The organism is Fervidobacterium riparium, assembly GCF_025370035.1.
In the GTDB taxonomy this organism is placed as follows: domain Bacteria; phylum Thermotogota; class Thermotogae; order Thermotogales; family Fervidobacteriaceae; genus Fervidobacterium; species Fervidobacterium gondwanense.
Map to the genome: position 1 here is coordinate 602,024 of NZ_CP009277.1, position 23,973 is coordinate 625,996.

23 protein-coding genes are annotated in these 23,973 nt (G+C 39.2%); 13 read left to right on the plus strand and 10 right to left on the minus strand.

Translation table 11 applies throughout. From position 1 onward, the window contains the following. Window positions 1-4: 4 nt before the first annotated feature. The 3 genes from IB67_RS02675 to rpsB all read left to right on the plus strand — a co-directional run bounded on the left by IB67_RS02675 (window position 5) and on the right by rpsB (window position 3,016). On the plus strand, window positions 5-337 hold the full coding sequence (locus IB67_RS02675) for a hypothetical protein (RefSeq protein ID WP_072759557.1): 333 nt from the start codon (window positions 5-7) through the stop codon (window positions 335-337). A gap of 27 nt (window positions 338-364) precedes the next feature. Then, on the plus strand, window positions 365-2,086 hold the full coding sequence (locus tag IB67_RS02680) for an HD-GYP domain-containing protein (protein ID WP_498875440.1): 1,722 nt from the start codon (window positions 365-367) through the stop codon (window positions 2,084-2,086). A gap of 156 nt (window positions 2,087-2,242) precedes the next feature. Further along, complete coding sequence (gene rpsB / locus IB67_RS02685; RefSeq protein ID WP_072759561.1) at window positions 2,243-3,016, plus strand: 30S ribosomal protein S2; 774 nt, start codon at window positions 2,243-2,245, stop codon at window positions 3,014-3,016. Between the two features lie 38 nt (window positions 3,017-3,054). Here the strand turns inward: rpsB and IB67_RS02690 are convergent, their stop codons facing one another. Beyond that, window positions 3,055-3,945, minus strand: a complete 891-nt coding sequence (locus IB67_RS02690; RefSeq protein WP_072759563.1) for a DMT family transporter — start codon at window positions 3,943-3,945, stop codon at window positions 3,055-3,057. A gap of 262 nt (window positions 3,946-4,207) precedes the next feature. Here IB67_RS02690 and hrcA point away from each other — a divergent pair, with 262 nt between their 5' ends. The 4 genes from hrcA to IB67_RS02710 are packed head-to-tail and all read left to right on the plus strand — an operon-like array spanning window position 4,208 to window position 8,527. Then, window positions 4,208-5,248: a heat-inducible transcriptional repressor HrcA gene (gene hrcA / locus IB67_RS02695; RefSeq protein ID WP_072759565.1), complete on the plus strand. Its 1,041-nt coding sequence runs from the start codon at window positions 4,208-4,210 to the stop codon at window positions 5,246-5,248. Window positions 5,249-5,307: 59 nt separating this feature from the next. Beyond that, window positions 5,308-5,991 (plus strand): nucleotide exchange factor GrpE, encoded by a 684-nt coding sequence (locus tag IB67_RS02700; protein WP_084634388.1) that lies wholly within the window; start codon window positions 5,308-5,310, stop codon window positions 5,989-5,991. Continuing rightward, window positions 5,988-7,130 carry a molecular chaperone DnaJ gene (gene dnaJ, locus IB67_RS02705; RefSeq protein ID WP_424695329.1) on the plus strand — a complete coding sequence of 381 codons (1,143 nt, stop codon included), beginning with the start codon at window positions 5,988-5,990 and terminating at the stop codon, window positions 7,128-7,130. Before IB67_RS02700 ends, dnaJ begins: the two co-directional genes overlap by 4 nt. Next, complete coding sequence (locus tag IB67_RS02710; protein WP_498875441.1) at window positions 7,127-8,527, plus strand: hypothetical protein; 1,401 nt, start codon at window positions 7,127-7,129, stop codon at window positions 8,525-8,527. Before dnaJ ends, IB67_RS02710 begins: the two co-directional genes overlap by 4 nt. Before the next feature lie 11 nt (window positions 8,528-8,538). On the opposite strand, the gene IB67_RS02715 is transcribed toward IB67_RS02710, so the two are convergent. The 3 genes from IB67_RS02715 to IB67_RS02725 are packed head-to-tail and all read right to left on the minus strand — an operon-like array spanning window position 8,539 to window position 10,717. Then, on the minus strand, window positions 8,539-9,270 hold the full coding sequence (locus IB67_RS02715) for a LytR/AlgR family response regulator transcription factor (protein ID WP_424695317.1): 732 nt from the start codon (window positions 9,268-9,270) through the stop codon (window positions 8,539-8,541). A 43-nt stretch (window positions 9,271-9,313) separates the two neighbouring features. After that, window positions 9,314-10,303 carry a sensor histidine kinase gene (locus IB67_RS02720; RefSeq protein WP_339747481.1) on the minus strand — a complete coding sequence of 330 codons (990 nt, stop codon included), beginning with the start codon at window positions 10,301-10,303 and terminating at the stop codon, window positions 9,314-9,316. A 36-nt stretch (window positions 10,304-10,339) separates the two neighbouring features. Then, entirely contained in the window at window positions 10,340-10,717 is a 378-nt protein-coding gene (locus IB67_RS02725; protein WP_339747478.1) for a hypothetical protein, read from the minus strand. A gap of 100 nt (window positions 10,718-10,817) precedes the next feature. On the opposite strand from IB67_RS02725, the gene nadE reads away from it, so the two are divergent. The 6 genes from nadE to IB67_RS02755 are packed head-to-tail and all read left to right on the plus strand — an operon-like array spanning window position 10,818 to window position 17,596. Then, window positions 10,818-11,696 carry an NAD(+) synthase gene (gene nadE, locus IB67_RS02730; protein WP_498875442.1) on the plus strand — a complete coding sequence of 293 codons (879 nt, stop codon included), beginning with the start codon at window positions 10,818-10,820 and terminating at the stop codon, window positions 11,694-11,696. After that, window positions 11,686-12,195 (plus strand): Mut7-C RNAse domain-containing protein, encoded by a 510-nt coding sequence (locus IB67_RS02735; RefSeq protein ID WP_498875443.1) that lies wholly within the window; start codon window positions 11,686-11,688, stop codon window positions 12,193-12,195. The genes nadE and IB67_RS02735 overlap by 11 nt, the downstream gene beginning before the upstream one ends. Then, window positions 12,192-14,942, plus strand: a complete 2,751-nt coding sequence (locus IB67_RS02740) for an ATP-binding protein (RefSeq protein WP_498875444.1) — start codon at window positions 12,192-12,194, stop codon at window positions 14,940-14,942. The genes IB67_RS02735 and IB67_RS02740 overlap by 4 nt, the downstream gene beginning before the upstream one ends. A 17-nt stretch (window positions 14,943-14,959) precedes the next feature. Further along, a complete protein-coding gene (panD, locus tag IB67_RS02745) occupies window positions 14,960-15,310 on the plus strand; it encodes an aspartate 1-decarboxylase (protein WP_072759593.1) in 351 nt (116 codons plus the stop codon). Window positions 15,311-15,369: 59 nt separating this feature from the next. Beyond that, on the plus strand, window positions 15,370-16,749 hold the full coding sequence (locus IB67_RS02750; protein WP_424695321.1) for a flagellar assembly protein A: 1,380 nt from the start codon (window positions 15,370-15,372) through the stop codon (window positions 16,747-16,749). A 49-nt stretch (window positions 16,750-16,798) separates the two neighbouring features. Further along, window positions 16,799-17,596, plus strand: a complete 798-nt coding sequence (locus IB67_RS02755; RefSeq protein ID WP_072759598.1) for a type I phosphomannose isomerase catalytic subunit — start codon at window positions 16,799-16,801, stop codon at window positions 17,594-17,596. A 69-nt stretch (window positions 17,597-17,665) separates the two neighbouring features. On the opposite strand, the gene acpP is transcribed toward IB67_RS02755, so the two are convergent. The 6 genes from acpP to IB67_RS02785 form a co-directional block, all read right to left on the minus strand. Continuing rightward, entirely contained in the window at window positions 17,666-17,911 is a 246-nt protein-coding gene (gene acpP, locus IB67_RS02760; protein WP_072759601.1) for an acyl carrier protein, read from the minus strand. A 90-nt stretch (window positions 17,912-18,001) separates the two neighbouring features. Continuing rightward, window positions 18,002-19,738: a M3 family oligoendopeptidase gene (locus IB67_RS02765; RefSeq protein WP_498875445.1), complete on the minus strand. Its 1,737-nt coding sequence runs from the start codon at window positions 19,736-19,738 to the stop codon at window positions 18,002-18,004. A gap of 30 nt (window positions 19,739-19,768) precedes the next feature. After that, the gene (gene lepA, locus IB67_RS02770; RefSeq protein ID WP_498875446.1) at window positions 19,769-21,583 is read right to left on the minus strand and encodes a translation elongation factor 4; all 1,815 of its coding nucleotides are present in this window, start codon (window positions 21,581-21,583) and stop codon (window positions 19,769-19,771) included. 21 nt (window positions 21,584-21,604) lie between these two features. Beyond that, entirely contained in the window at window positions 21,605-22,387 is a 783-nt protein-coding gene (locus IB67_RS02775) for a mechanosensitive ion channel family protein (protein ID WP_072759606.1), read from the minus strand. Between the two features lie 21 nt (window positions 22,388-22,408). Then, a complete protein-coding gene (gene trpS / locus IB67_RS02780; RefSeq protein ID WP_339747454.1) occupies window positions 22,409-23,392 on the minus strand; it encodes a tryptophan--tRNA ligase in 984 nt (327 codons plus the stop codon). Between the two features lie 123 nt (window positions 23,393-23,515). Next, window positions 23,516-23,968, minus strand: coding sequence for a M15 family metallopeptidase (locus IB67_RS02785; RefSeq protein ID WP_072759608.1), 453 nt, complete (start codon window positions 23,966-23,968; stop codon window positions 23,516-23,518). Between the last annotated feature and the right edge of the window lie 5 nt (window positions 23,969-23,973).

The window sequence follows — 23,973 nt, forward strand, 5'->3', positions numbered from 1 at the left end:
GCTAATGAAGAAAGATAATGACGCGCAAAGAACAGAACCGCTTACGGATGATTTTATTAAAAACTTAGAAAAACTCATAGAAGAAACTGACTGTCCAGAATGTGTAAAATGTGGCTGGTGCTGTAAACATACGGTGTGCTATTATGGCGAATGGGATTACGAAAAGAGACAGTGCAAATTTTTAACGGAAGAAAATCTATGCAGTAAATACGATGAGATAAATGCTTTTGAGGATAAGATAAGGTTGGACAAGAAGAGCAGATTATTTGGAAGCGGTTGCTGCTTAAACTATGAAAACCCTTATAGGCTCGAAATTCTCAGAAGGTTAGGTAAATAAAATAGATCGTTTTACGGGGGGCGAAGGATGTACGATTCTAAAAAGTTGAAGAAGGTAGTAATGTACAGAAATTTGACAGTAGCCTTAATAACAACGATAGTCATTGGAGTCATATTCTTAATGTGGCTCAACGTTTTTATCACAAAGGATTCAGAAAAGAATTTTGAAATCATAGACAGTGCTTTCCAAAACATCTTGAGCGCACTGAAAGAATCGTTAACTCTTCAAACAAGTAATGTCGATAAGTTTCTCTTAAATAATCTACAACTTGCGAAATCTTTGGTATTAAACCTTGGTGGATACGACGCTCTAAAATCGATAGAGAAGATATATGAGTCTTCCTTAGAAGATGCTGGTGAAGTCTTCGTCGATATTGATGTTGCTTTGGTTGACCTAAACGGAAAGGTACTTTCCTCAACGGGATATCACTCTAACGTCAGCGAACTCAGATTCAAGCCTTCAGAACCATCAGATCAGCAAACTCCGAAATTCCTCACATTCCTGCCAAACGAAAACCGATTGGTAATCTATTCTTGGTTTAGGATAAGCAACAATGAATTCTTAACGTTTATCCTTTATCCAGACCCACGACTGTATGTGAACTTGATAAAAGGATTAGCAACACTCAAAATTGGAAATACAAAAGAAATCGCAATATATGTAGACTCGGAAAATAGACTGGATATTTCTGGAAAGGTCTTAGATTCGGTTATAGACGCGGGAATAAAAGACAAGATTATAGTAAGGAGAATAACAAGCACTACGCTTTACAAACCATACACTTTATCAACTTACGAAGGTCTGACGACGAATTTATACCTCAAAGTAACGTTTGACTACATGAACTATGTATACATCATAGCCCTCATAATAGTTTTATTTATACTTATTGTCTTGATATTCACATATCTTTCAACACGTTCGGCGATAACCCCATTTGCAAGTGACATGACAAAATTGGGAATTGCAGTTCGGGAGGTCGGAAATTCTGGAATCCTTCCACCAGCAGGAACATTCAATCTAAGAGATACTCAGGAATTTTATGGAACACTTTCAGCCATAATGCAAGAGCTCAGTGCAACTCTTGAAGAACTCGAAGCAACAAACGAGGAACTTGAAAAGGCATACAATGAAGTGTCCGCAAAAAGTAAAGAGTTTAGGCGTTTGTTGTTAAACATGTCTGAGAGACTTGCCATGATTGCGGAAGGATATGACGAGGAAACTGGTCATCATATTTACAGAGTCAAAATTCTGTCGCGCTTCTTAGGTGAAAAGTTGCAACTCGATGATGAAAGAATTGAAGAACTTGGCATGTTTGCAAGCTTGCACGATATTGGAAAGATATTCATACCGCATGAAATACTAAAAAAACCCTCGCGCCTCACACCTGAAGAATGGGAAATAATGAAGCAGCATACAATACTCTCAAAAAGAATCTTAGACGTTCCCGGCTTCGAGACAGCGCTTAACATTGCTCTGTACCACCACGAAAACTACGATGGAACAGGTTATCCATTTGGTCTGAAAGGTGAGGAGATACCTATCGTGGCACATATTGTCAAGCTTGTAGATGTATACGATGCGCTTAGGTCGGAACGGCCGTATAAAAAGGGACTTTCGCACGAAGAAACACTAAGAATTATCTTAGAAGGGGATGGTAGAACTTCACCAAGCCATTTTTCACCAAAACTTCTAGAAGTTTTTGAAACGCACAACAATGAAATAGATGAACTTTGGAGGAGTATTTAACAAAACATTAATTGACTAATTTGAAATATATGGTACAATTCTGCTTGCTGATAAAAAAATCCGCACGCTTTCCGTTTCCCACCTCGGTGCTCTGAATTCTAATCGGAGTCGGTGGGTTAAAGGGGGCGGAGGATAAAACCAAATGGAGGTGCAGGTATGCCAGTCGTAACGATGAAACAACTTTTAGAAGCAGGTGTTCACTTCGGACACAGAACTCAAAGATGGAACCCCAAGATGAAGCCGTATATCTACGGAGCAAGAAAAGGTATCTACATTATTGACCTTCAAAAGACCGTAAAGCTCTTGGACGAAGCCTACGATTTCGTTAGAGACGTAGCAAGCAAAGGCGGAACGATCCTCTTCGTTGGAACAAAGAAACAAGCTCAACAGGTTGTTAAGAACGAAGCAGAAAGATGCGGTGGATTCTACGTTAACAACAGATGGCTCGGTGGACTTCTCACAAACTTCTCAACGATTCAATCAAGGATTCAAAGACTCATCGAACTCGAAGAGATGGAAGCAAACGGGGAGCTCGACAGGCTTCCTAAGAAAGAACAAAGCAAATTGAGAAAAACGCTCGAAAAACTTAGAAAGAACCTGGGTGGCGTCAAGAATATGAGAAGTTTACCAGATGTCATATTTGTCGTGGACCCGAGGAAAGAAAAGATAGCTGTCGAAGAAGCGAATTACCTTGGAATTCCTATCGTAGGTATGGTAGATACAAACTGTGACCCAGATCCAATCGACTACGTAATTCCATCAAACGATGACGCAATAAGGGCAATCGCTCTTATCGCAGCCAAGATAGCGGATGCTTACTTGGAAGGCAGAGAAGGCGTTGCGTACTCAGCAGAAGAAGCTCAGGTAGTATCCGAACCAGAAGAGATAGAGATAAACATTCCAGAAAACCTTGAAGAAGAAGAAATATAACAATTGAACAAAATATAAAAACACAAAAGACCTCGGCGTCAAGCCGAGGTCTTGTTTTTAGCTCTCGAACTAAGGTACGAATTGGCAACAAGTGATGCAAGTATCATGACCATACCGATTATTTGAATAAAGAGTATCTTTTCATGACGAATCAGGCTACCAGCCAATACAGAAACGATTGTCGTCAAATTAGAAAATAGAGACGAAACGGTCGGTGAGACTTTGCTGAGCATGTAATTTACCAAGAAGAAAGCAACTGTTGAAGATAAAACACCAAGGTACAGAGCACTGATAATTGCTGATAAATTCGTCGTTATCTCGAACTGACCAGTGATTAAACTCATGGTTGTGAAAAACAAAAAACCTGTCAGCATCATTGTGAATGTTATTTCCATAGGTTCGAAGAGCGCTGATAACTTCCGCGAGAAAATATTATAAAGTGCTGCAGAAAAGACGGCACACAGAACTAACACCTTTCCTATGAAAGCTCCTTTTTCAAATCCGCCGCCTCCAACTATTAGAGAGACGCCCAAGAAGCTTGTGAATGCAAACAAAACCTGAAACCAGTGTAGCTTTTCCTTAAGCATGAATGGACTGAGAAAAGCAATAACAATGGGTATCATCGCTATTATCATACCAGCCTCTGAAGAAGTTGCGTACCTCAAACCATTCGTTTCAAAAATAAAATACATTATAGGCTGGAAAATAACAACTTTCCACAGCTTCCAGTAAGGCTTCCTACTTATACGGACAACTTTCAGAAAACTTAGCAACAGAATAGCAGCGGTTGCTATACCAAACCTATAAGACAAAAACGTGTAAATCCCCACGTACTCAATGCCAGCCTTTGTGAACAAAAAAGAAAGTCCAAATATCAGCGAAACGGTAACTCCAGCAAGATAAACTCTCCAGTTTCCATTCTTCCCCATTATTATTCCCCTTTCACAGGAATTCACGAAAATTCTCATGGAACATCAATGGTTCGCAAAGCGTACCATGTTCACAACAATATTTTAAACCATAATCCTGAGCTTGAAAAGATAGGAATGTTCGGACTTCTCAAAAGCTAAAGAATTGACAATAGTACACATTTATGGTAATATTTTAGCAGACAAAACATATGATTGCTAATTTGTTTGACAATTCACAGGATATACTTTTATCGATTTCGTAATATCCGGAGGTGATAGAATGGACATCACCGAAAGGCAGAAAAAAGTGCTGTACTGTATTGTACAAGAGTACATAAACACGAAAGCTCCAGTAAGTTCGAAGAGAGTCTTAGAAAACGCTGCACTTGAAAGGTCAGGCGCAACTGTCAGAAATGACATGAACAGGTTGATGAAGGCTGGTTACATATATCAGCCACACACATCGGCGGGTAGGGTACCTACCGATAAAGGTTTGAGATTTTACGTTAACGAACTCAGAAAAATAAGAGATGAGATAAAGTCAAAGAGCACCCACGTTGAGACAGTTGCGAATTTCCCAATGGGCGATATGGAAAAAGTGCTAACTGGGGCAGCCAAATTGCTGAGTTCATCAACAAAAGGCATGGTAGTTATAGAGAAGCCAAGTCCGTTGAATCTTAGGATCAAAAGAATTGTGATAACACCTGTTAGCAGAAACTTTTCTATTGCAAATGTCGTAACTTCGCTTGGTCTGAGTTCTTCTATACCTCTCCAACATGCAGAAATCGATAGCGGCGAAGAGATAACACACATTGAGGAAGTCCTGAACAAGCTGATTCAAGGTCTAACACTTAACGAATTCAGAACGAAATTGAAAGACATCTTCTCGAAGTTAAACAATCTCAATAGCATAAACGGCTTTGAAATAAGTAATATGAGCAAGGGATTCTTGGAGATAACTGAACGCTTATCGATGGAAAGCTACGAGGATTATATCACCGAAGGACTTTCAAACCTTTTAACAAACGACAGGATTAATTTACGAAAACTGCAGAATATACTTGCTTATGTATCAACCGATGTTTTCTACAAAGACCTCTTAGAACTCAAGAATGATGTCTATGTGGGTAAAGAACATGGTTTGCGTTTCTTGGATGACTTCTCAGTCATTATAGGACCATTCTATGCGGAAAACAACCCAATAGGACGAATCGCCGTCTTATTTGATAAGTTCAGCCGATATGATCATGTGTTCGAAAGCTTTGAATTCATGCTCAATAGATTGACTGAATACTTCACAATAGTCTCGAGAAATGTGTGAAATGTGTTAAATGCGTAAACTAATAAAATATATAAAAGATGAACTGAGGAGGGAAAAATATGGAAAAGGAAAGAAAACTGGAAAATTTAGAAGAGAAGGAAAGGAAAATTGCTTCAGATAACACAGATAATTTGACTGAAAATAAAGAGGAAGTTTCGAATCTTGAAAAGGAAAACAAGGAGTTAAAAGAAAAGATCTCCGAGCTCGAAGCGCAGTTGAAAGAAATCCAAAACGCGGCTCGGGTTATAAAAGCAACATTCGAAAATTACAAGTTAGACGCCGACAGGCAGATAAGAGATGCGAGCAGAGCTACCTCTTTAAGGATTATGAGAGCGATGATACCTCTCTTAGACGATTTCAAACGAGCTTTTAAACATTTTGAGCTATCAAACAACCTCGAGGAATTCAAAACTGGAGTGGAAAAGATATACGAGAAATTTGTCAGAACACTTGAAAATGAGGGGTTAAAACAAATTGATGCAACTGGCAAGTTTGACCCGTTCAATCACGAAGCATTCGAAAGGGAAGAAAGAGAAGACTTGGAAGAATACACGATCACCGAAGTTATAGAAGATGGTTATACCTTCAACGGTCAGGTTATTAAACCTGCGAAAGTAAAGGTTGCAGTCAAGCCAAGAAAGAAAAAAGAACCTGCAGAAAATACTGAGAACACAAACAGTAACAAAGACAACAGTGAAGGTAAAAGCTCTGAAAGCAGTGCGGAAAATAGAGGTGAGGCATAATGCCAGCTAAAAAGGATTATTACGAGATACTTGGCATTCCAAAAAATGCCTCTGACGATGAGATTAAAGCGGCTTACAAAAAGCTTGTCAAAGAATGGCATCCGGATAGGCACGTCGGAGATAAAAAGAAGCAGGCAGAACAGAAATTTAAAGAGATTCAAGAAGCATACGAAGTACTCAGCGACCCGCAAAAAAGAGCAATGTACGATAAGTTTGGTTATGTAGGCGAAGGTGGTTATGTATACGAACCAAACGGAACAAATTTTGGAACTGGCGGTTTTGGTTTCGGCTTTGAGGATATTTTCAGAGATTTCGATGATATATTCAACATATTCTTTGGTGGGCAGAGAACCTCAACAGCTTCTCAATCGTCCCAGAGAGGTTCACGGCGAAGCGCCCGAAGGGGTGAAGATATAAACGTTGAATTAGTTATAACGGATGCCGATATATTCACTGGAAAAGATGCAACGATCGAATACGATAGATACGAAGTGTGTGAGAATTGTCATGGCGAAGGCATTGAACCCGGCAGTAAGTGGGTAACTTGTTCAAAATGTCATGGTACCGGTGTTGTAAGAGAAGAAAAACGCACACCATTTGGAGTGTTTATTAACCAGCACACTTGCGATGCCTGTGGCGGTACAGGTTCGATTCCTGGAGAAACATGCCATGTCTGTCGCGGCAGTGGAAGGATAAAAAAACGAACCACAGCTGTGGTGAATATACCATCAGGAGTCGAAGACGGAAGCGTATTACGAATCCCTCGAAAAGGAAACGCAGGTAGTTACGGTGGCGAATACGGTGATCTGTACGTTCATATCCGAGTCAGACAAACAAGTGACTACAAACGCGAAGGTGATGATATAATAGTAACTGTACCAATAGATTACGTAACAGCAATTCTTGGAGGAGCAACGTTCGTCGAACTCCCGAATAAAGAAAAAATTGAAGTAGAAATACCTGCTGGTACACAGCCAAATGATAGAGTTGTTATCAAAGGCAAGGGAATTCCAAATACAAGAACAGGTAGGCGCGGTAACTTGGTTGCTGAATTTAAGGTTTCGATACCAAAGAAGGTATCAGGTAAAGAGAGAGAACTCTTGAAAGAGATAGCAAAAGAAAGGGGTATTAAGGTTTGAGACTTGACAGGAACAAGCTACAGAACGCTCATAAAAAAACGTACAGAAGACTTCCAAACAGTAGAAAGAACAGCAGAAATGGATCCAATAGTTTCAAGCTTTTTTCTGCTATTTTCTTGATATTAGTGATAGGTTTATTCTTCATTGGTTTTTCAACAATAATAAACTCTGACAATAACACAATGAAACTTTTTTCTTTTCTGAAGCAAGCTGATAAAACGAATAGCGAAAATGTAAATGAGGAGAAAGAAATCTTTCTTGACTTTGGGCAAGAAACACGAGTAACGAAGGTTTTGAAAGTCAACGACGAGTATTTAGTTGTAGGTGACGTACTGACAAACGAGAAGGAAAAATACCAGATCTTTTTAGCAAAGTTGGATAAAGATGGCAATATAATTTCAAAAACGTTTTTTGGAAACGATGGAGACGAATTTGCATATGATGTTATTAAGGAGAGCGACGGTTACATAGTCGTAGGGGTTTCTTCTTCAAAAAGTTTCGGAGTCCGTGGCAGGTACGATGCTCTGCTTATAAAATACAATGAACAAGGAAAAATCCTTTGGTACAAAGTTTACGGAGGACCTGACTGGGATAGAGCATACAAAGTTCTGAAAACAGAGAACGGATACGTCATCGTAGGTGATAATTACGCAAAAGGCGGAGATGTGTCGCAAAATTTTGGCGAACACGACTACTGGATTGTAAATATATCAAAAGATGGAAAAATAATATGGGACAGGAGCTTTGGTGGTATACGATGGGATAGAGCATATTCAGGCGGATATCTCGAATCTCAGAAATTAATTCTATCCGCTGGTTCTTCAAATTCATTCACAGACGGGAACCGATACGATGGATACGTTGTAGCTTACGACACAAAGGGTAATTTAGTTTGGAAGTCTACGTTAACAAACTCTTATACACTGTGGCCTCTCGATTTAGTTGTTACAAATAACTCAATTTACGTCGCAGGATATGTTTACGAAAGAATGCCGCCAAACTCTAATGGCAACAATTCGCAGAATGCCTTAGGAGTTGAGAAGGGCTTCATTGCAAGGCTTTCGGAAAGCGGTCAAGTCGTATACCTTAAAATGTTCGGTGAAAATGCAAGAATACACTCAATAGCCGTAGATTCTTCAACAAGAGATAGCAATTCTGAGAACGAGACAGTACTGTTCGCTGGTTATAAAACCGATAAAAATGTAAAGATGCCTTGGTATGGTTCTTTCATCTTCCAAGCAGATATGGAAAAACCTGCTGTGATAGAAAAATACTTGGACACAGAATATGGTATGTTGTTTAACATTCTAAAATCAGAAAATGGAGTCGTTATATCCGGAAGCATTATGAAAGAAGGGAAAATTGTTGGGCTACTGAGGATAATGCCAAATATATAAGTGTTTAAGTCTTATTCGAGCAACTCTTTTAAAGACTCCTTGTAATTTCTTCCAACTGGCACAATATCGCCATTTGAAAGCTCAAGAGCCATGCTTCCGAAGTAATTTTTGATTATCTTCGTTATGTGCTCAACATTTATAATATAAGACTTGTGGACCCTAAGGAATTGTTCTTCAGGAAGTCTTTCTTCACAAACCCTTAAGGAAGTTTTCGTAGTCAATTTTCCTTCATTTGAGACGACAACCACTTCACCTTCGTTCGCGTAAATGTATAAAATTTTGCTGATATTCAAAAACAACACCTCTCCGTCAATTTCGACGGAGAATTTTTCTTTTTTCATCCTCTTTATGAATTCCCTCATTTTTGACTGTTGAATTTCGCCCTCTTGGTTGCCTTCTATAATCTTCTTTGCTTTTCCGATAGCAGTTCTTAAACGCTCTTTTCTTATAGGTTTTAAAAGATAGTCAATTGCGTTTTCTTCAAAAGCTCTTACTGCGTATTCTGAATATGCCGTCGTAAATATCACATAAGGCCTATGCTTGATGTTTTCAAGAACATAAAAGCCGTCGTATTCTCCCAAGTTTATATCTAGGAAAACCAAATCGGGCATCTTTGTGTCGATCAACTCGATAGCTTCACGTGCGTGAGATGCTATGCCCAATATATCTAAACCTTCCTCTTTCAACATCTTTTCAAGTACAAGAGCAAGCAACTTTTCATCTTCAACAATTACGCAAGTCATATTCTCACCTTTACCTCCAATTCACTAATTTCATGTCAAACTCTTAGCGGGTAGCAAGCCATCTCAGAAATACCTTTGTTCCTTTTCCTGGTGATGTCTCGTAAATTACTTCTGAATCCTTATCAAACGTTTTCAGCAAATTCTCAACCATCTGCAGACCTGCACCCTTCACTATTTCCGGTGCACCCTTTCCATTGTCTTGAATACTCAAGAGAATAAATCCTTCAGTTAACTTAGTTTCTATTGTTATAACACCACCGTTTGTGGACTTGGTTACACCATGAATTATCGAGTTTTCCACAATCGGTTGAAGGATTAAAGACGGAATTTTCACACCCTCACATTCCGATTGAACGTCTATCATATAGTCGAAATTGCTCAACCTGATCTTTTGTATATCCAAGTATTTCTTCGCTAAGGAGATTTCATCTTTCAATGTCCAAATTTCAGGAGCTTCCAGAACTGCTCGAAAAAGCTCTGAAAGATTTATAAGATACTCGCGCAATTTGTCGTTGTTTTCTCCAAGGTCAATCATTGAAACCGCAGTGCTCATAGCGTTGAACAAAAAATGAGGATTAGTCTTGTACCTAAAAACCTGCATCCTTAACTTCATCTGGGTTTCATTAAGCTTTTTATACTCTACAATCTGCCTTTCAAGCTCTCTTCTTAGAGTAACGTAAGATATCCCGAAAGACACCAAGAGGAATGTTGAGACTACAAGTAGTGCATTCAAGAAATTGCTCAAAGTATCTATCGGGTACATGGCAATCCACATATTAAACAAATTAATAAAAAGAAAGCCCAGACCAACTACTGCAACTATAACGAGCAAAATATATGCGACTTTCATCATTTTCGTTGAATCAGCCAATTCTTTGCCCCACATTCTGAAAACATAATACGTTATGCCAACAGTATTCACAATCAGAAAAGTGGCAATTATTGAGAATAAATAAAGATTAGACGGTATGAAATACATTACATAGACAAAAATAATAAGCGATATTAGTTGTAAAAAAAGGAAAACTCGCAAAACTTATCTCCTCCTTGCTGTCTAAATTTTTCAGAATTAGTTTTTGTTTTTATAGAACATCAGATTAGAAATCGATCCAACAACAACACTTATAAGCATCCAAGCAAATCCAAATCCCGCCGAGCCCTTTGCGACAACGGTGAGCAGAATTTGGTATGTAACATACTCAGAAAAGAAAATATATGCTAAGAACTGGAGCGTAAAAAAAGAAAAAATAGGTGAAATTACAGAAATTAGAAGGATTTCCTTCAAATTTATCATTGCTCCCAAGAATAAAGCGTACAGTATAACGAATAGGACCGGAAAATATCCGAAAGAGAAATTCGGAAACAGGTTATAAAACGTTGCATATGAATTTACGACAGAAAGCATCAGCGCTTGAAATATTATAGCCAGCCATTTCTTGCTTGTCATATCTCTTCCTCCCTTTTACATTTCGTTAATATTTTACCATGTTTCATAATGAGTTATGATAAAATATTAATGTGAAGTGCGTTGACAAGGAGGTGAAAATATGAGTTTTAGTTTGGAAGAAGAAAGTGGAAGAATAGAGCATTTCATTAAGGAGTTTATCGAGAAATACGGATACAAAGGTGCCGTGATTGGAATCAGTGGAGGGATTGATTCAGCAGTTGTACTTGCCCTATTAGTAAATGCAATTGGAATAGATAAGATAAAAGCATTTATCTTACCAGAGAGAGACAGTTCGAAAAGAAGTATTGAAGATGCAAGGTTAGTCTGTCAACATTTCGGAGTTGAATACAAAATAGAAAGTATTACAAAATCTTTGTCAGGTTTAGGTATTTATAAACTATTCCCACCTGCTTTTTTCATACCCGAAAAGCTTAAAATAATCTATGCCAAAAATAGGTGGAATAGATACGACGACCCGTATGCCATGGATTTGCAAAATTCAGGTGATGAGCTCTTCTTGAAAGGCATAGCATACTACAGATCCAAACATAGGATAAGGATGTGTAAGTTATATTTCGAAGCGGAAAAACTCAACTACTGCGTCGTTGGAACGACGAACAAGACTGAACTGAAACTTGGACTTTACGTAAAATGGGGCGACGACTCTGTCGATATCGAACCTATTAAACACCTTTATAAGACACAAGTTTTTGAGCTTGCAAGGTATCTAAATGTACCCGAGAAGATTATAAAAAAACCACCGACGCCAGATCTCGTTCCCGGCTTAACCGACGAAGAGGCGTTTGGGATGAAATATCAAGAGGTCGACAATATTCTGATGGAACTCGAAAGAAATCCTGAACTCCTTGAAGAGAATATAGATAACGAAAAATATAAAAGAATTAAAAAGTTGATCGGACTTGCTAAGTACAGAGAGATTAAATCTTTGGGTATTGAGGACATGAAAGATGCTCGATAAAAACGAGAATTCATATGGCTCAAAGACAGGTTTAGTATGCGATTTGACTGTCGTCAAACTCGGCAAGAAACTCAGAATCTTAGGATACGACGTTGAAATAGTGAAAAGCTCAAATATGGCCACGATAGAAAATGTCGTCAAGACAAAAAACATAAAAAAATTACTAATTACTAAATCTCGCGAATTGGCAAGGAAGCTATCAGGCATATTAGTATTAAGCAACAATGTCAGTGAACAAATTGAAGAAGTTCTGTCAAAGATTCAAAGCACAGCGCGAGGAAATCCAAGATGTAGTGAATGCAATGCAGAATTGATAGAATGTTCAAAGGAAGATATCGTCGGAAAAGTTCCTACGTACATATTTGAAAGTTTCGAGCGTTTTAAACATTGCCCAAAATGTGGCAAAATATTTTGGGAGGGGTCTCACTTTCAACTCAGAGGAATTTGGAATTTAGCCGACCTGAAGGACTTTAAACTTCGAAGGGGTGAATCAAAATGATAGGAAGTAAAATATGCAAAGCGCTTACCGATATATTTGAAAAAAGCAAATTATCAGAATCAGCACAAAAAGTTGCCGAAGAAATTGCATCTTTTGTTGGAGTCGATAAAATTTCGATCGCTTTTTACGAAAAAAGCAAATCAGCATACCGTGTACTTTTAAGCAACTTCTTGCCAGTTCAGTCAAAAATTCATTCAAGTATTATAGACAAGCGCGATAGTTTATCGAAAATAAGGCTTGATGACGAATTGTCTGAATATGGAGAAGCCTACGTATCACAGCTTATCTACGGAGAGTACGGCGATAGTACCCCTATTGGCATCGTGCTCACGCCAAGGCTTCCTTCGAAAATCACTAATTACAGGGAGATCTTAGACTTCTTGGCATTTGCCCTGTGGTTTATTCCAACATACGAGCAATCCAGGAATTACTTAAGCAAATACAGATCCCTCTGGATGCTGACAACACTCTTCGAAAGTGCAAAATCCACCTCAGAGATAGTTGAAGCTTTTCTGAAAGTAATGGCAGATATACTGGAAGCAGAAATATCAGCAGTAGTGAAAATCAAAGACAAGGTCGAAGTGCAAGTGTATGATCAAAATTCGGGCTCGTTCGATACTTTCAAGTTCGAAATATCAGAGATGCCAAACGAAACTTTGAGATACTTCAAAGGCACAGAAAAGGTCGTTTACAAACCCGTCGGATTAAATGTTGTGCTCAAAGCGAATGTTTTATCCGCTGTTATTGTGCCTGGCGATATCAATTCAGAAGAATGGTACATTTTTGCGAACAAGAAGGCAAGGGATACATATTTGGAATCAAAGTCATTCGATTCTATGGATTTGGACTTAGCAAGAGATTCGGTAAGAAGGTCAATTCTTGCAAGGGGAAGAGTCGAGTTTGAAAAACGCTTGAGAGAAGAAATTGTAAAACTAAAAGAATTGCAAGAAAACCATGAAAAGCTAATAGAAGAACAAAAAGAGCAGATAAGGAAAATGAACGCTGTGCATTACATAAGCCAGGCTATGCGAACTATGTACAGCGTAAGAAATGTCTATAAGACTTTGTTATTGGGGCTTACTTCCGGAAGGTTACTGGGGTACAACCGAGCTTTATTACTCGTATACGATGAAAAACGAGACACGCTTATTGGAAAGATGTGGTTCGGCCCAGACAGCGAAAACGTAGAGGAAGATTGGAAGAAAGCAAATCAAAGAGCAATGAGATACGCCGATGTTGTTCAGTACCTGAGAGAAGAGGCAATGACGATCGAAATAAACAATAGACTAACAGAGCAAATCGAAAACAGAATATTTCCATATAAGGCGCATCCGATACTTGAAAAGTGTGTACTGAGAAAGAAGATATTTGTTGGAACCGAAAGATTGATCGACTCTATGGGAGTAGATGTTGCGGACATCGTTAATCTGCTCGGCACAAAAGAATTTGCTGTAATACCACTTGTAGGACGAGAAGGCACATTTGGAGTAGTGATAGTGGATAATTTCTACACAAAAAAACCTATCAGAGAAAGTGATATAGATATCTTAAAAATAATTTCTGACAGTGCAGGGCTCGCAATAGAGACCGCACTTAACTATGAAGAATTGCGTAATAAAACTGCATCGCTTGAAAGGCAGAAGAGTCTCATTGAATATTTACGCGAGTTCTCAGATTCTGTACTCCAAAACATGTCTTCGGCGATAATCGTTTTAGACAGAGAAGGGAAAGTGAACGAGTGGAACAAAAAAGCTGAAATTTACTTCGGTCGACCCAAGGAACAAATGACAGGCATAGAATTGAGGTCTCTCGGACCTGAATTTGAGGACATACAAGAAATGTCTTTTCAAAGCATGAGAATTAAAGAAGAGATAAACTTAAGTAATTACTTAATCTCATTGGGCGGTCAGGAAAGGTATTACGACATCCGCATAACACCATTTTGGGATACGGAGAGAATAATGCTCCGAGGCGTTATAATAACCCTTGATGATGTAACAGATAGAGTTAATTTAGAAAAAGAACGCAAGAAGCAAGAGAAACTTGCTGCACTTGGTGAAATGGCTGCAAGAGTTGCACACGAATTAAGGAACCCAATCTCAGTTCTTGGAGGATTTGTTAAAAGACTTCAAAAGAACGTTGATAACCCGGAAGCGAGAAGTAGGTATGTAAAAATTATAGAAGACGAAATCCTGCGTCTCGAACAAATAGTGAACGAAATACTTGATTTTAGCAGAGAACCGAGATCATTGGAATTCCGGTATTTCAATATAAACAAACTCATAAACGATGTGTATATTCTCTTGGAAGAAAAAATCCGAGAAAAGAACATACTTTTCACATTTAATGCCGATTCCGAAGAAATAACAGTATATGCTGAATACTCAAGAATGAAGCAGGTTGTAATAAATTTATTGCAAAATGCAATTGAAGCTACTCCAAATGATGGTAAGATATTAATAGAAACTAAAATCAAACTCGACAAAGTCCTGGTATCTGTCTGGAATGAAGGGAAACCGATAGACAAAGAAACTGCAGATAAACTTTTTACACCGTTTTTCACCACTAAGGTCTACGGTACCGGACTGGGACTGGCTATATGCAAGAAAATTGTTGAGGATGAGCATAAAGGAAAGATATACCATGAAGCAACCGATAACGGTAATCGCTTTGTCGTTGAAATCCCCAAGGTGGAAGACACACAAGTACCTGAAGGAAATTTGAACAGTCAAATAGACAATAATTAAAAAGGAGGAGTACAAAAATGATGGAAATTATGCTTAAAGCAAAGATTCATATGGCAACCATCACGGAAAAGGAAATTGAATATGAAGGAAGTATAGGTATCGATGAAGAACTATTAGAATTGAGTGGAATAAAGATAAACGAAATGGTAATAGTCTCGGATGTCAACAACGGAAATAGACTAACAACGTATGTGATACCGGAACCCCGTGGTTCAAGAAAGATTTCATTGAACGGCGCGGCTGCAAGACTTGTTGAAAAGGGAGACAGAATAATAATAATGGCATTTTCAATATACGATCCAAATGAATACAAAGGACCCAAGATTCTGATATTGAATCCAGACAATACTGTCAAAGAGATTAGGTGACATTCAACCAGAAAAATTATCGGCACGCTCTCTGATTTGCTCTTGCAAGGGGGAATAGCATGAATGTAGTCATTTCCGTAACACCGGACAAGATGGAAGCTTACATAAAACTTTCGAATATACTTCCGGGAGAGAATGTCACTTTAGATAAATTAACGGAAGAAATAAGAAAAGCGAAAATAACACACAACATAGATTTGGGGGCTCTTCGGCACCTGTGTGAAGAGCCGGTTGAGGACACACCTGTGCTTTTTGCCCGCGGTGATTTACCAAAGAATGGAGAAGACGGAAGAATAATATTTGAAGTACTGAGTCAAAGATCTTTCACCACTTCCGGAAACAAAGTTGATTTCAGAGAGTTTCCAGTGCAGAAAAGAATAATCGTCAAAAGTGGTCAGAAAATTGCAACCATTTATCCACCAACAGAAGGCATCCCGGGTCGAAATGTCTACGGAGAACCCGTTCCGGCTAAGAAAGGCAACGAAGCAAAAGTAGTACTTGGAAAGAACGTTGCACTTAGCGAAGATGGAATGTACATAATTGCAACAAACGAAGGAATATTAAAAATAGATATTGAAAAGGGAATGATTGAAGTAAGTGAATACTTAGAAATAGATGGAGACGTTAACTATGAAACTGGAAACGTCGAATTCCCCGGTGTAGTTTTAGTGAAAGGCGATGTAAAACCAGGCTTTATAGTTCGCGCAAAAGGGGACGTTGAAGTCAATGGTGTTGCAGAGGCTTCAACAGTAATCTCGTTAGAAGGAAATGTAAGAGTTTCTGGTGTAAAAGGTAAGGATAAAGGATTGATAAAGGCAAAAAAGGATGTGCATGTAAAGTACGCCGAAGCGGTAACAATAGAAGCCGAGAATCTCTACTTCGAATCCAATCTGATGAACTGCACTGTAAGGGTCACGAATTCTATAATCGGGACAGGACCTCGTGCGAATATCATCGGTGGCGAATACATCGCGCTATCAAAAATAGAAGCCGAAGAAATAGGTTCAGACTTTGGCGTTAATACATATCTGGAAGTTGGTGTAAACCCTTACATTCGCGAAGAACTGAAATTACTAAATGTCCAAATAGAAACAGATAAGACAAGCTTACAAAAGTTAATCAATATCGTAAAGCAATACAAGGAAATGAAAGAAAAAGGAGTGACTATACCTCCGGATAAAGAAGAACAGTTCTCTAAAGTAACAAGAACACTCATTAACCTTCGGGAACAACTCGAGAGAAATTTAAAAAGAAAGCAAGAACTTGAAGAGAAACTGTCCGTTATGCGTTATCAATGCTCAGTCGTAGCAAGAAAAGTATTATATCCTGGTGTTGAAGTCTTTATGCATGATGCAAGGTACATGACGGACAGACCATTGCCAAAGGTAGTTCTTAAATACGAAGACGGAAAGATAATTGCCGGAGGATATGGGGGGTAAAACCTCAACTCTCTTGGCTTTCTAAATTTTAAAAAATAGGAGGGTTAAGATGCAGTTCAAGATTATACCTCATTTTCGCTCAATGATCTGGGGTAACAGTGATATAAACGTTATCTTCGAGCTTGAAAATGAAATGCCAATAGGTGAAATTTGGCTTCTTTCAGGACACCCATTATATGAAACAAAGCTTGAGAATGGGATTTCCTTAAACGAATTTGGGCGTTCAATATACGACAGTAAATATGAGAGATTCCCAATACTGATAAAACTCGTATCAACAAAGCAGTGGCTAAGTGTGCAAGTTCATCCAGACAACGATTACGCAAACTCTTTCGAGAAAGAACCTTGGGGAAAAAGCGAAGCCTGGTATTTTCTTACAGACGGTGAATTTGCAATTTGCGAAGATGTTGACAAGATGAAAGAGTACATAAATAATGGCAAAATGGATAAATTAAACGAAGTTATGACTTTTGTAAAGGTTAGGAAAGGTACGTTTGTAAACATACCAGCCGGGACTGTACATGCTCTGGGTCCGAACAGCACAGTCATAGAAGTCCAGCAGTCGTCAGACCTTACATACCGCATATACGACTGGGGAAGGCCAAGGGAGACCCATATTGAAAAAGCGATTCAAGTAAGCAAAAGTATCAAAATATCCGATATACTCTCTGAAAATACAGCCGGATTACAAACACCATACTTTACTTTCTCAACAACACTACCAGAAAAAGACAGCCTCATAGTCGAAATACCAACAGAAATTACTAAAGATTTCTGTGCGAAAATAATCCTAAAAGAAACGGTTGACAACCAGAGCGATAAGATATATGTATACAATTTCTTATAGTCTTGAGAGCTTGGAATAAAAACATGCGGGTAAAAACCCGCATGTTTTATTTTTTCTATTCACTTTTGATTAATCGCTGATTTTTTCTTCAAGCAAATCAAGAATATTTTTAACTGTCACAAGTTTCTCGATTTCTTCGTCTTCGAGCTTTATACCAAACTCGTCTTCAAAAACCATAACAAGATCGAATGCATCGAGTGAATCTGCTCCCAAATCTTCAATCAAATGGCTATCTTCGTCAATATCTTCGATGGGTACGTTCAGCTTCTCAGAAATGATTTCCGCTACTTTTTTAAAGAGCTCTTCTCTATTCACATTAATCGCCTCCTACAAGGATTTTCTATGATGTCTTGCTATATTTTAATAAAACACTTCCGCTTTGTCAATATTTTTAAAATATTCCTTTTAATCCCGAGATGCTTCTTCTAACTCATCTACAAGGTGCTCAATGAACCTAAATGCCCTTTCCCAGAATCCTTCTTCCTTGACATCAATTCCAACACTGGCTAATAATTTTTCCGGTGTATACTTGCCTCCGCTTTCAAGCAATTTTAAATATTTCTCAGGAAATGTTCTTCCTTCTTCCAAGTACTTCTGATAAAGCGTAATCACAAGGCAGTGCGCAAAATTGTATGCATAGACGTAGAATGGTGTTTCAAAAAAGTGAGAAACCATCGCCCATTCATTTTTGTACCATTCAGGAATTTCGACAACATCTCCAAATACATTCTTCAGTTCATCGTGGTATATCTCATTCAACTCATTCCAATCGGCGTACCCATCTGCACTAATCTTCTCATGTGCTCTCAATTCAAACTTAGTAAACATATTCTGCCTAAATGTTGTTGCTATTGTATCTTCGATTTTCGAAGCAAGAAGTGCCATTCTTTCTTCCTTTGAAAGCTTATTCTTGAGATTATCAAAGACTAAGAACTCTCCAAAAACAGAAGCGAGTTCAGCAAGAGTCAGTGGTGTGTCGTGGTTGAAAAATGTCTGCTTTCTTGACAGAGTGCCATGTAATCCATGCCCAAGCTCATGTGCCAATGTCATAACATCGTACATATCGCCGTTAAAATTCGTGAGAACGTACGGAGGTAGTTTCGTCGTTGAATATATACAGTAAGCACCTCCAACCTTTCCCTTCTTAGGTAGCAAATCAATGCGCGAAGTATCGAAAAATCCTTTTACAATATCACCAGCTGATTGGTTAAATGCATAATACGATTCCAAGATAACGTCCTTAGCTTCATCGAAAGTGAATATTCTCCTCTCAGCACTTATTGGCGCGTATATGTCTGCAAGTGTCAGTTTTTCGCCCAGTATTTTCGATTTCCAATCATAATACCTGCGCACCAGATTTGTGTATTGGTCAGTAACTTCTATTAATTTATCTACAACTTCGTCGCTCACTTCATTTTCAAAATTCATCATCGATATCGGCTTTGGAAAGCGTCGAATTTTGCTCTCTGTGTCGTAGTTTTTGACTATCAGGTTATAAACTTCGGTTATCACCATTGAATCGTTTTGGAACCTTTCAAAGAACATCTTCATTGCTCTTTTCCTGAGCTGGCTATCTGTCGACCTGCGCAGCGCTTTAATTTCTTCGACCGTTAACGTTTTAAACTGACCATCGATTTCTATATCAAACGTGTAAGCACTCTCTAACCTACTATGAATCTTAGAAATCGCTCCTCTTCCGGAGACGGACATTAAAGCCAGAACTTGCTCAGCTTCCTTAGATAGGAGGTGTTTTCTTCTTTCCATAATCCTCCTGAGTTCATGTTCGTAGTTTTTATCTAAATCAATCATCTTTTCAAGCGATGCATCATCGAGAGCAGCAAGTTTAACCTCCATCTTCACGAGGCTCTCCGAAAGTTCAGTCTCAAGCTGTTGAATACTTCCGATGAGCTTCTGGCTTTCTGAACTCTCAGTATCCGTAGAGTACCTCATCCACGCATACTGAGAGGATTTTGCAAAATTATCGGTTGAATCTTCTATCTTTTTAATCAATTCAACTAATCTTCCTAATTCCTGTTCATTTTCAAATTCCTCAACGTATTTTTTTATTTCGTTCAAGCGCAGTTTTGCATTTTCAGTAGCAGCTGTATCGTCTTGAAAAATCTCTTTCAGATTCCAGTTCAAGACAGCTCCCTCCTATCCTTAGAAAATCTCTTATTCTTCCTCCTCACCAATCCTGAGCATTGCTAAGAAAGCTTCTTGAGGTATCGTCACGTTACCAATTTCCCTAAGCTTTTTCTTACCTTCTTTCTGCTTTTCAAGAAGCTTCATCTTCCTCGTAACGTCTCCACCGTAACACTTCGCCAACACGTCTTTTCTCAGTGCCTTAACTGTTGAACGTGCGATGAACCTACCGCCAGCTTTCGCTTGGATAGGAATTTCAAACTGATGTTGAGGTATGAACTCAGCGAGTTTATCGACAAGCTTTCTTGCTATCGTGTATGCTTTGTCGCGGTGCGCAACGAACGACAGTGCATCAACAGGTTCTTTATTCACGTATATCGCAATCTTTACGAGATCACTCTTTCTGTATTCAAGGAACTCGTAGTCCATTGATGCGTATCCTCTACTCACTGCTTTCATCTTATCGAAGAAATCGAAGATGATTTCCGCAAGTGGAACTTCAAAGTGCATAACAACACGCTCGTGACCGGCGTTTTCCGTTGAGATCATCGTACCGCGCTTTTCGTTCTGCACCAAGTTCATCAACTTTCCTATATAATCTGGTGGCGTAATTATCGACAACTTAACGTACGGCTCGTAAATCTCTCGCACTTCTCCTTCTTCTGGGAACTTAGCCGGGTCGTTTATGAACACCTCTTCGCCCGCATGCGTGATTACCTTGTACTCAACGTTCGGCGCAGTTAATATGACAGCCATATCGAACTCTCGCTCAAGCCTTTCCCTGACAACATCCATATGAAGTAGTCCAAGAAAACCGCACCTGAAACCAAAACCAAGCGCTGGCGAGTGATCTGGTTTGTAAACGAGCGCCGCATCGTTGAGCTTGTATTTATCCAGTGCCTTTCTTAACTCTTCGTAGTACTCAGGCAATCCTGGATACATACCCGCAAATACCATCGGTTTTACTTCCTTGTATCCCGGCAGTGGCTCTGGAGCTGGGTTATCAGGTTTTGTTATCGTATCACCGATTTTGGCTTTGGAAACGTCTTTCAACCCTGCAATGATATAACCGATATCCCCTGCTTTCAGAGAATCGACAGGCAACATATCAGGAGTGAACGTACCTACCTCTATGACTTCATAAACTTCGTTTGTAGACTTCATCATTATCTTGTCGCCTGATTTAATCTCGCCATCGAAAACTCTAACGTACGTAATTGCACCGCGGTATTTATCGTACTTCGCATCGAAAATAAGCGCACGCAAATGCCCATCATCGGATGTTTCCGGTGGTGGAACGAGCTTTATAACCGCCTCCACAAGTTCTTTAACACCAATACCTTCCTTGGCACTTATCTTAAAAATATCCTCGCCTGGAATACCTATCAAATCTTCAATCTCTGCAACAGTCTCTTCGATATTAGCAAGTGGCATGTCGATTTTATTCACAGCTGGTATTAACTCTAAATCATGTTCGAGTGCCTTATACGTATTCGCAACTGTTTGAGCCTGAACCCCCTGCGTTGCATCAACTAAGAGAATAGCACCCTCGACTGCCGCCATGCTTCTGTCAACTTCATAAGAAAAGTCGACGTGCCCTGGTGTATCGACAATGTTTATTTCGTACTCTTTTCCATCTTCTGCTGTGTAGAAAACTCTAAGTGGGTGTGATTTTATCGTTATTCCGCGTTCTCTTTCGATATCCATACTGTCAAGGTACTGTTCTCGCATTTTCCTCTTCTCAACGGCATTCGTCATCTCTAAAATCCTATCGGTAAGCGTCGTTTTACCATGGTCAATATGCGCAATTATACAGATGTTCCTAACATTTTCTATTTTCCTCATCTATCTCCATCCCTCCGAAAATTATTTCACAAGCTTGACTTCAACGATACTGAATGGAATCTTGATACCATTCTTATCGATTTCCGACTTAATTCTGTGCGCGACTGCATTTAGCGTGTCAAAATATGTTTCTTTTTCTGTCCAAAAACGCACCGTGTAAACAACGCCATTAGAATCGAACGATTTGAAGACAACATTGTTCTCCACAGAATTATCCTTTACCACCAACGGCTCTTCTTCGAGGACTTTCTTCAAGATTGAAACAACTTTATCAAGATCAGAAGAGTAATCGACCGTAACATCCACATCTATTCTTCTGTACCTACCGGGCCAAAATTTCGTTACAGTGCCTGACCAAACCTTCCTGTTTGGAATCAGTATCATCTTGCCGTCAAAAGTCTTCAGATGAACGTGGTTCATCTTAACTATATCGACAATCCCCGTCAGGCCATCTATATCGACCACTTCGCCCTCAAAGACCTTGCGCGTAACAAGAACCAGAATACCGGACATAAAATTCGTTAATGGTTCTTGCAACGCAAGACCTATCACTATACCAGATATTCCCAAACCTGCAAGGTATGGAGCAAGGTTGACATCCCAAATAGCCAAAATACCGGCTATCGCAAAACCATAAATCAAAAACGCAAGGATTAAAGACAAAGTTTTCGGTGCTTTAACCTCTTTACCTAATGTTGAAATGAATTTATTGATAGATCTCATTATAATTCTGTGAACAATATACGCAATGACTACAGCCAATATTGAGAAAAGTATGTTCTTCAAAATCACTGGTTCTAACATTTTTACCCTCCTTCATCCAGATCAGTACATTATCTTGATCGCTTCTCTAACTTCCTCCATCGTCTCTTGTGCAACTTTCCTTGCCTTTTCGTTCCCTTCTTCCATCGCTTCTTTGACTTCAGCATCGGTTATTGAATTGTACCTATCCCAAATCGGCTGCAATTTCTGCACCATGTTCTTTAGCAATAGTTTTTTACAATCGATACATCCTATCTTTGCCTGAGTACAGCCTTCCACAACCCACTGAGCTTCTTCTGGCTTATCCGCTGTGCCGAAAGCCTTATGATAATCCCACACTGGGCACACTTCCGGATTGCCTGGATCAGACCTTCTCTTCCTATTAGTATCAGTTACCATAGGCATTACCATCTTTGAAAGCTCTGCTTCCGTTGTGATGAGTGGAATCGTGTTGCCGTAGCTCTTGCTCATCTTCCTTCCGTCGGTTCCAAGGAGTTTTGGAACTTTCGAGAGTAATTCCTTCGGTTCTGGAAAAACCTCTCTCTTGAAGATATAATTGAACCTTCTTGCGATTTCCCTCGTAAGCTCTACGTGGTAGACTTGGTCTTCGCCAACTGGAACGCCATCTGCTTTGTAAATCAAAATATCGGCAGCTTGCAAAACCGGGTACATTAAGAATCCAGCATTTGAAAGGTCTCTGTTTGTGATCTGCTGGCGCATTTCTTTATAAGTCGGCACGCGCTCGAGCCAGGAGAGCGGAGTAATCATCGAGAATAAAACCATCAACTCTGCGTGTTCTTTAACAGCGGACTGGACAAAGAGCGTAGACTTATCGAGCCCAACAGCGATGAGAGTTTTCATTAAGTCAAAAGTAAATTCTTTTAATTCGCTCGTATCTTCGTAGTGCGTAGTCAGTGCGTGCCAGTCTGCTATAAAATAAAACGTGTCATTGCCTTCGTCTTGTAACTTGAGCCAGTTTTCGAAAACACCAACAAAATGACCAACATGCACTTTCCCAGTTGGCCTAATACCGCTCAAAATTCTCACAAACTTCAACCTCCCAGTCACATGTTCAAAATTATTGTCTTTCGTTATTATACCACATTTTAGAAAAATAAAAACGGGCGGATATCTTCCGCCCAGCATACATACGAAATCCTTTTATGAATCTCACTCTTGCTTGCCATTCTTCAAAAACCGCCTCCAATTTTTCATCTGCAGGTGTGGATAGTCCGGAAAATCCTTCCAAGAGCCGCCCCACTCCAGCCCAACTCTCTCTGCGATTTTCCCGCAAATCGCCCAAAGTTTATGATCATTCCAAACAACTTTTCCATCAACAACAGGTACGAAATCAGCTGCTAAGCCGTGACAATGCGGAGAATCTCTAAGATTAGTGACTACTCGATTTTCTGATGAACTGATAGGTGGTAAACCAGCCTTCTTACGGGCTTCGTTTACTTTCTCAACAGGTGCTCTGCCTTGCAAATACAGTGCATATTGTTCCTCTTTTGTTCTCAAAGTGTTGTAAATCAATACCTTTACACCAACATTTTGGCACTCTATTATGAATTTCTGAAGCAACGTTCTGAACTCAAGATTCAGATCATCTAAACTTCTGTTCATTCATT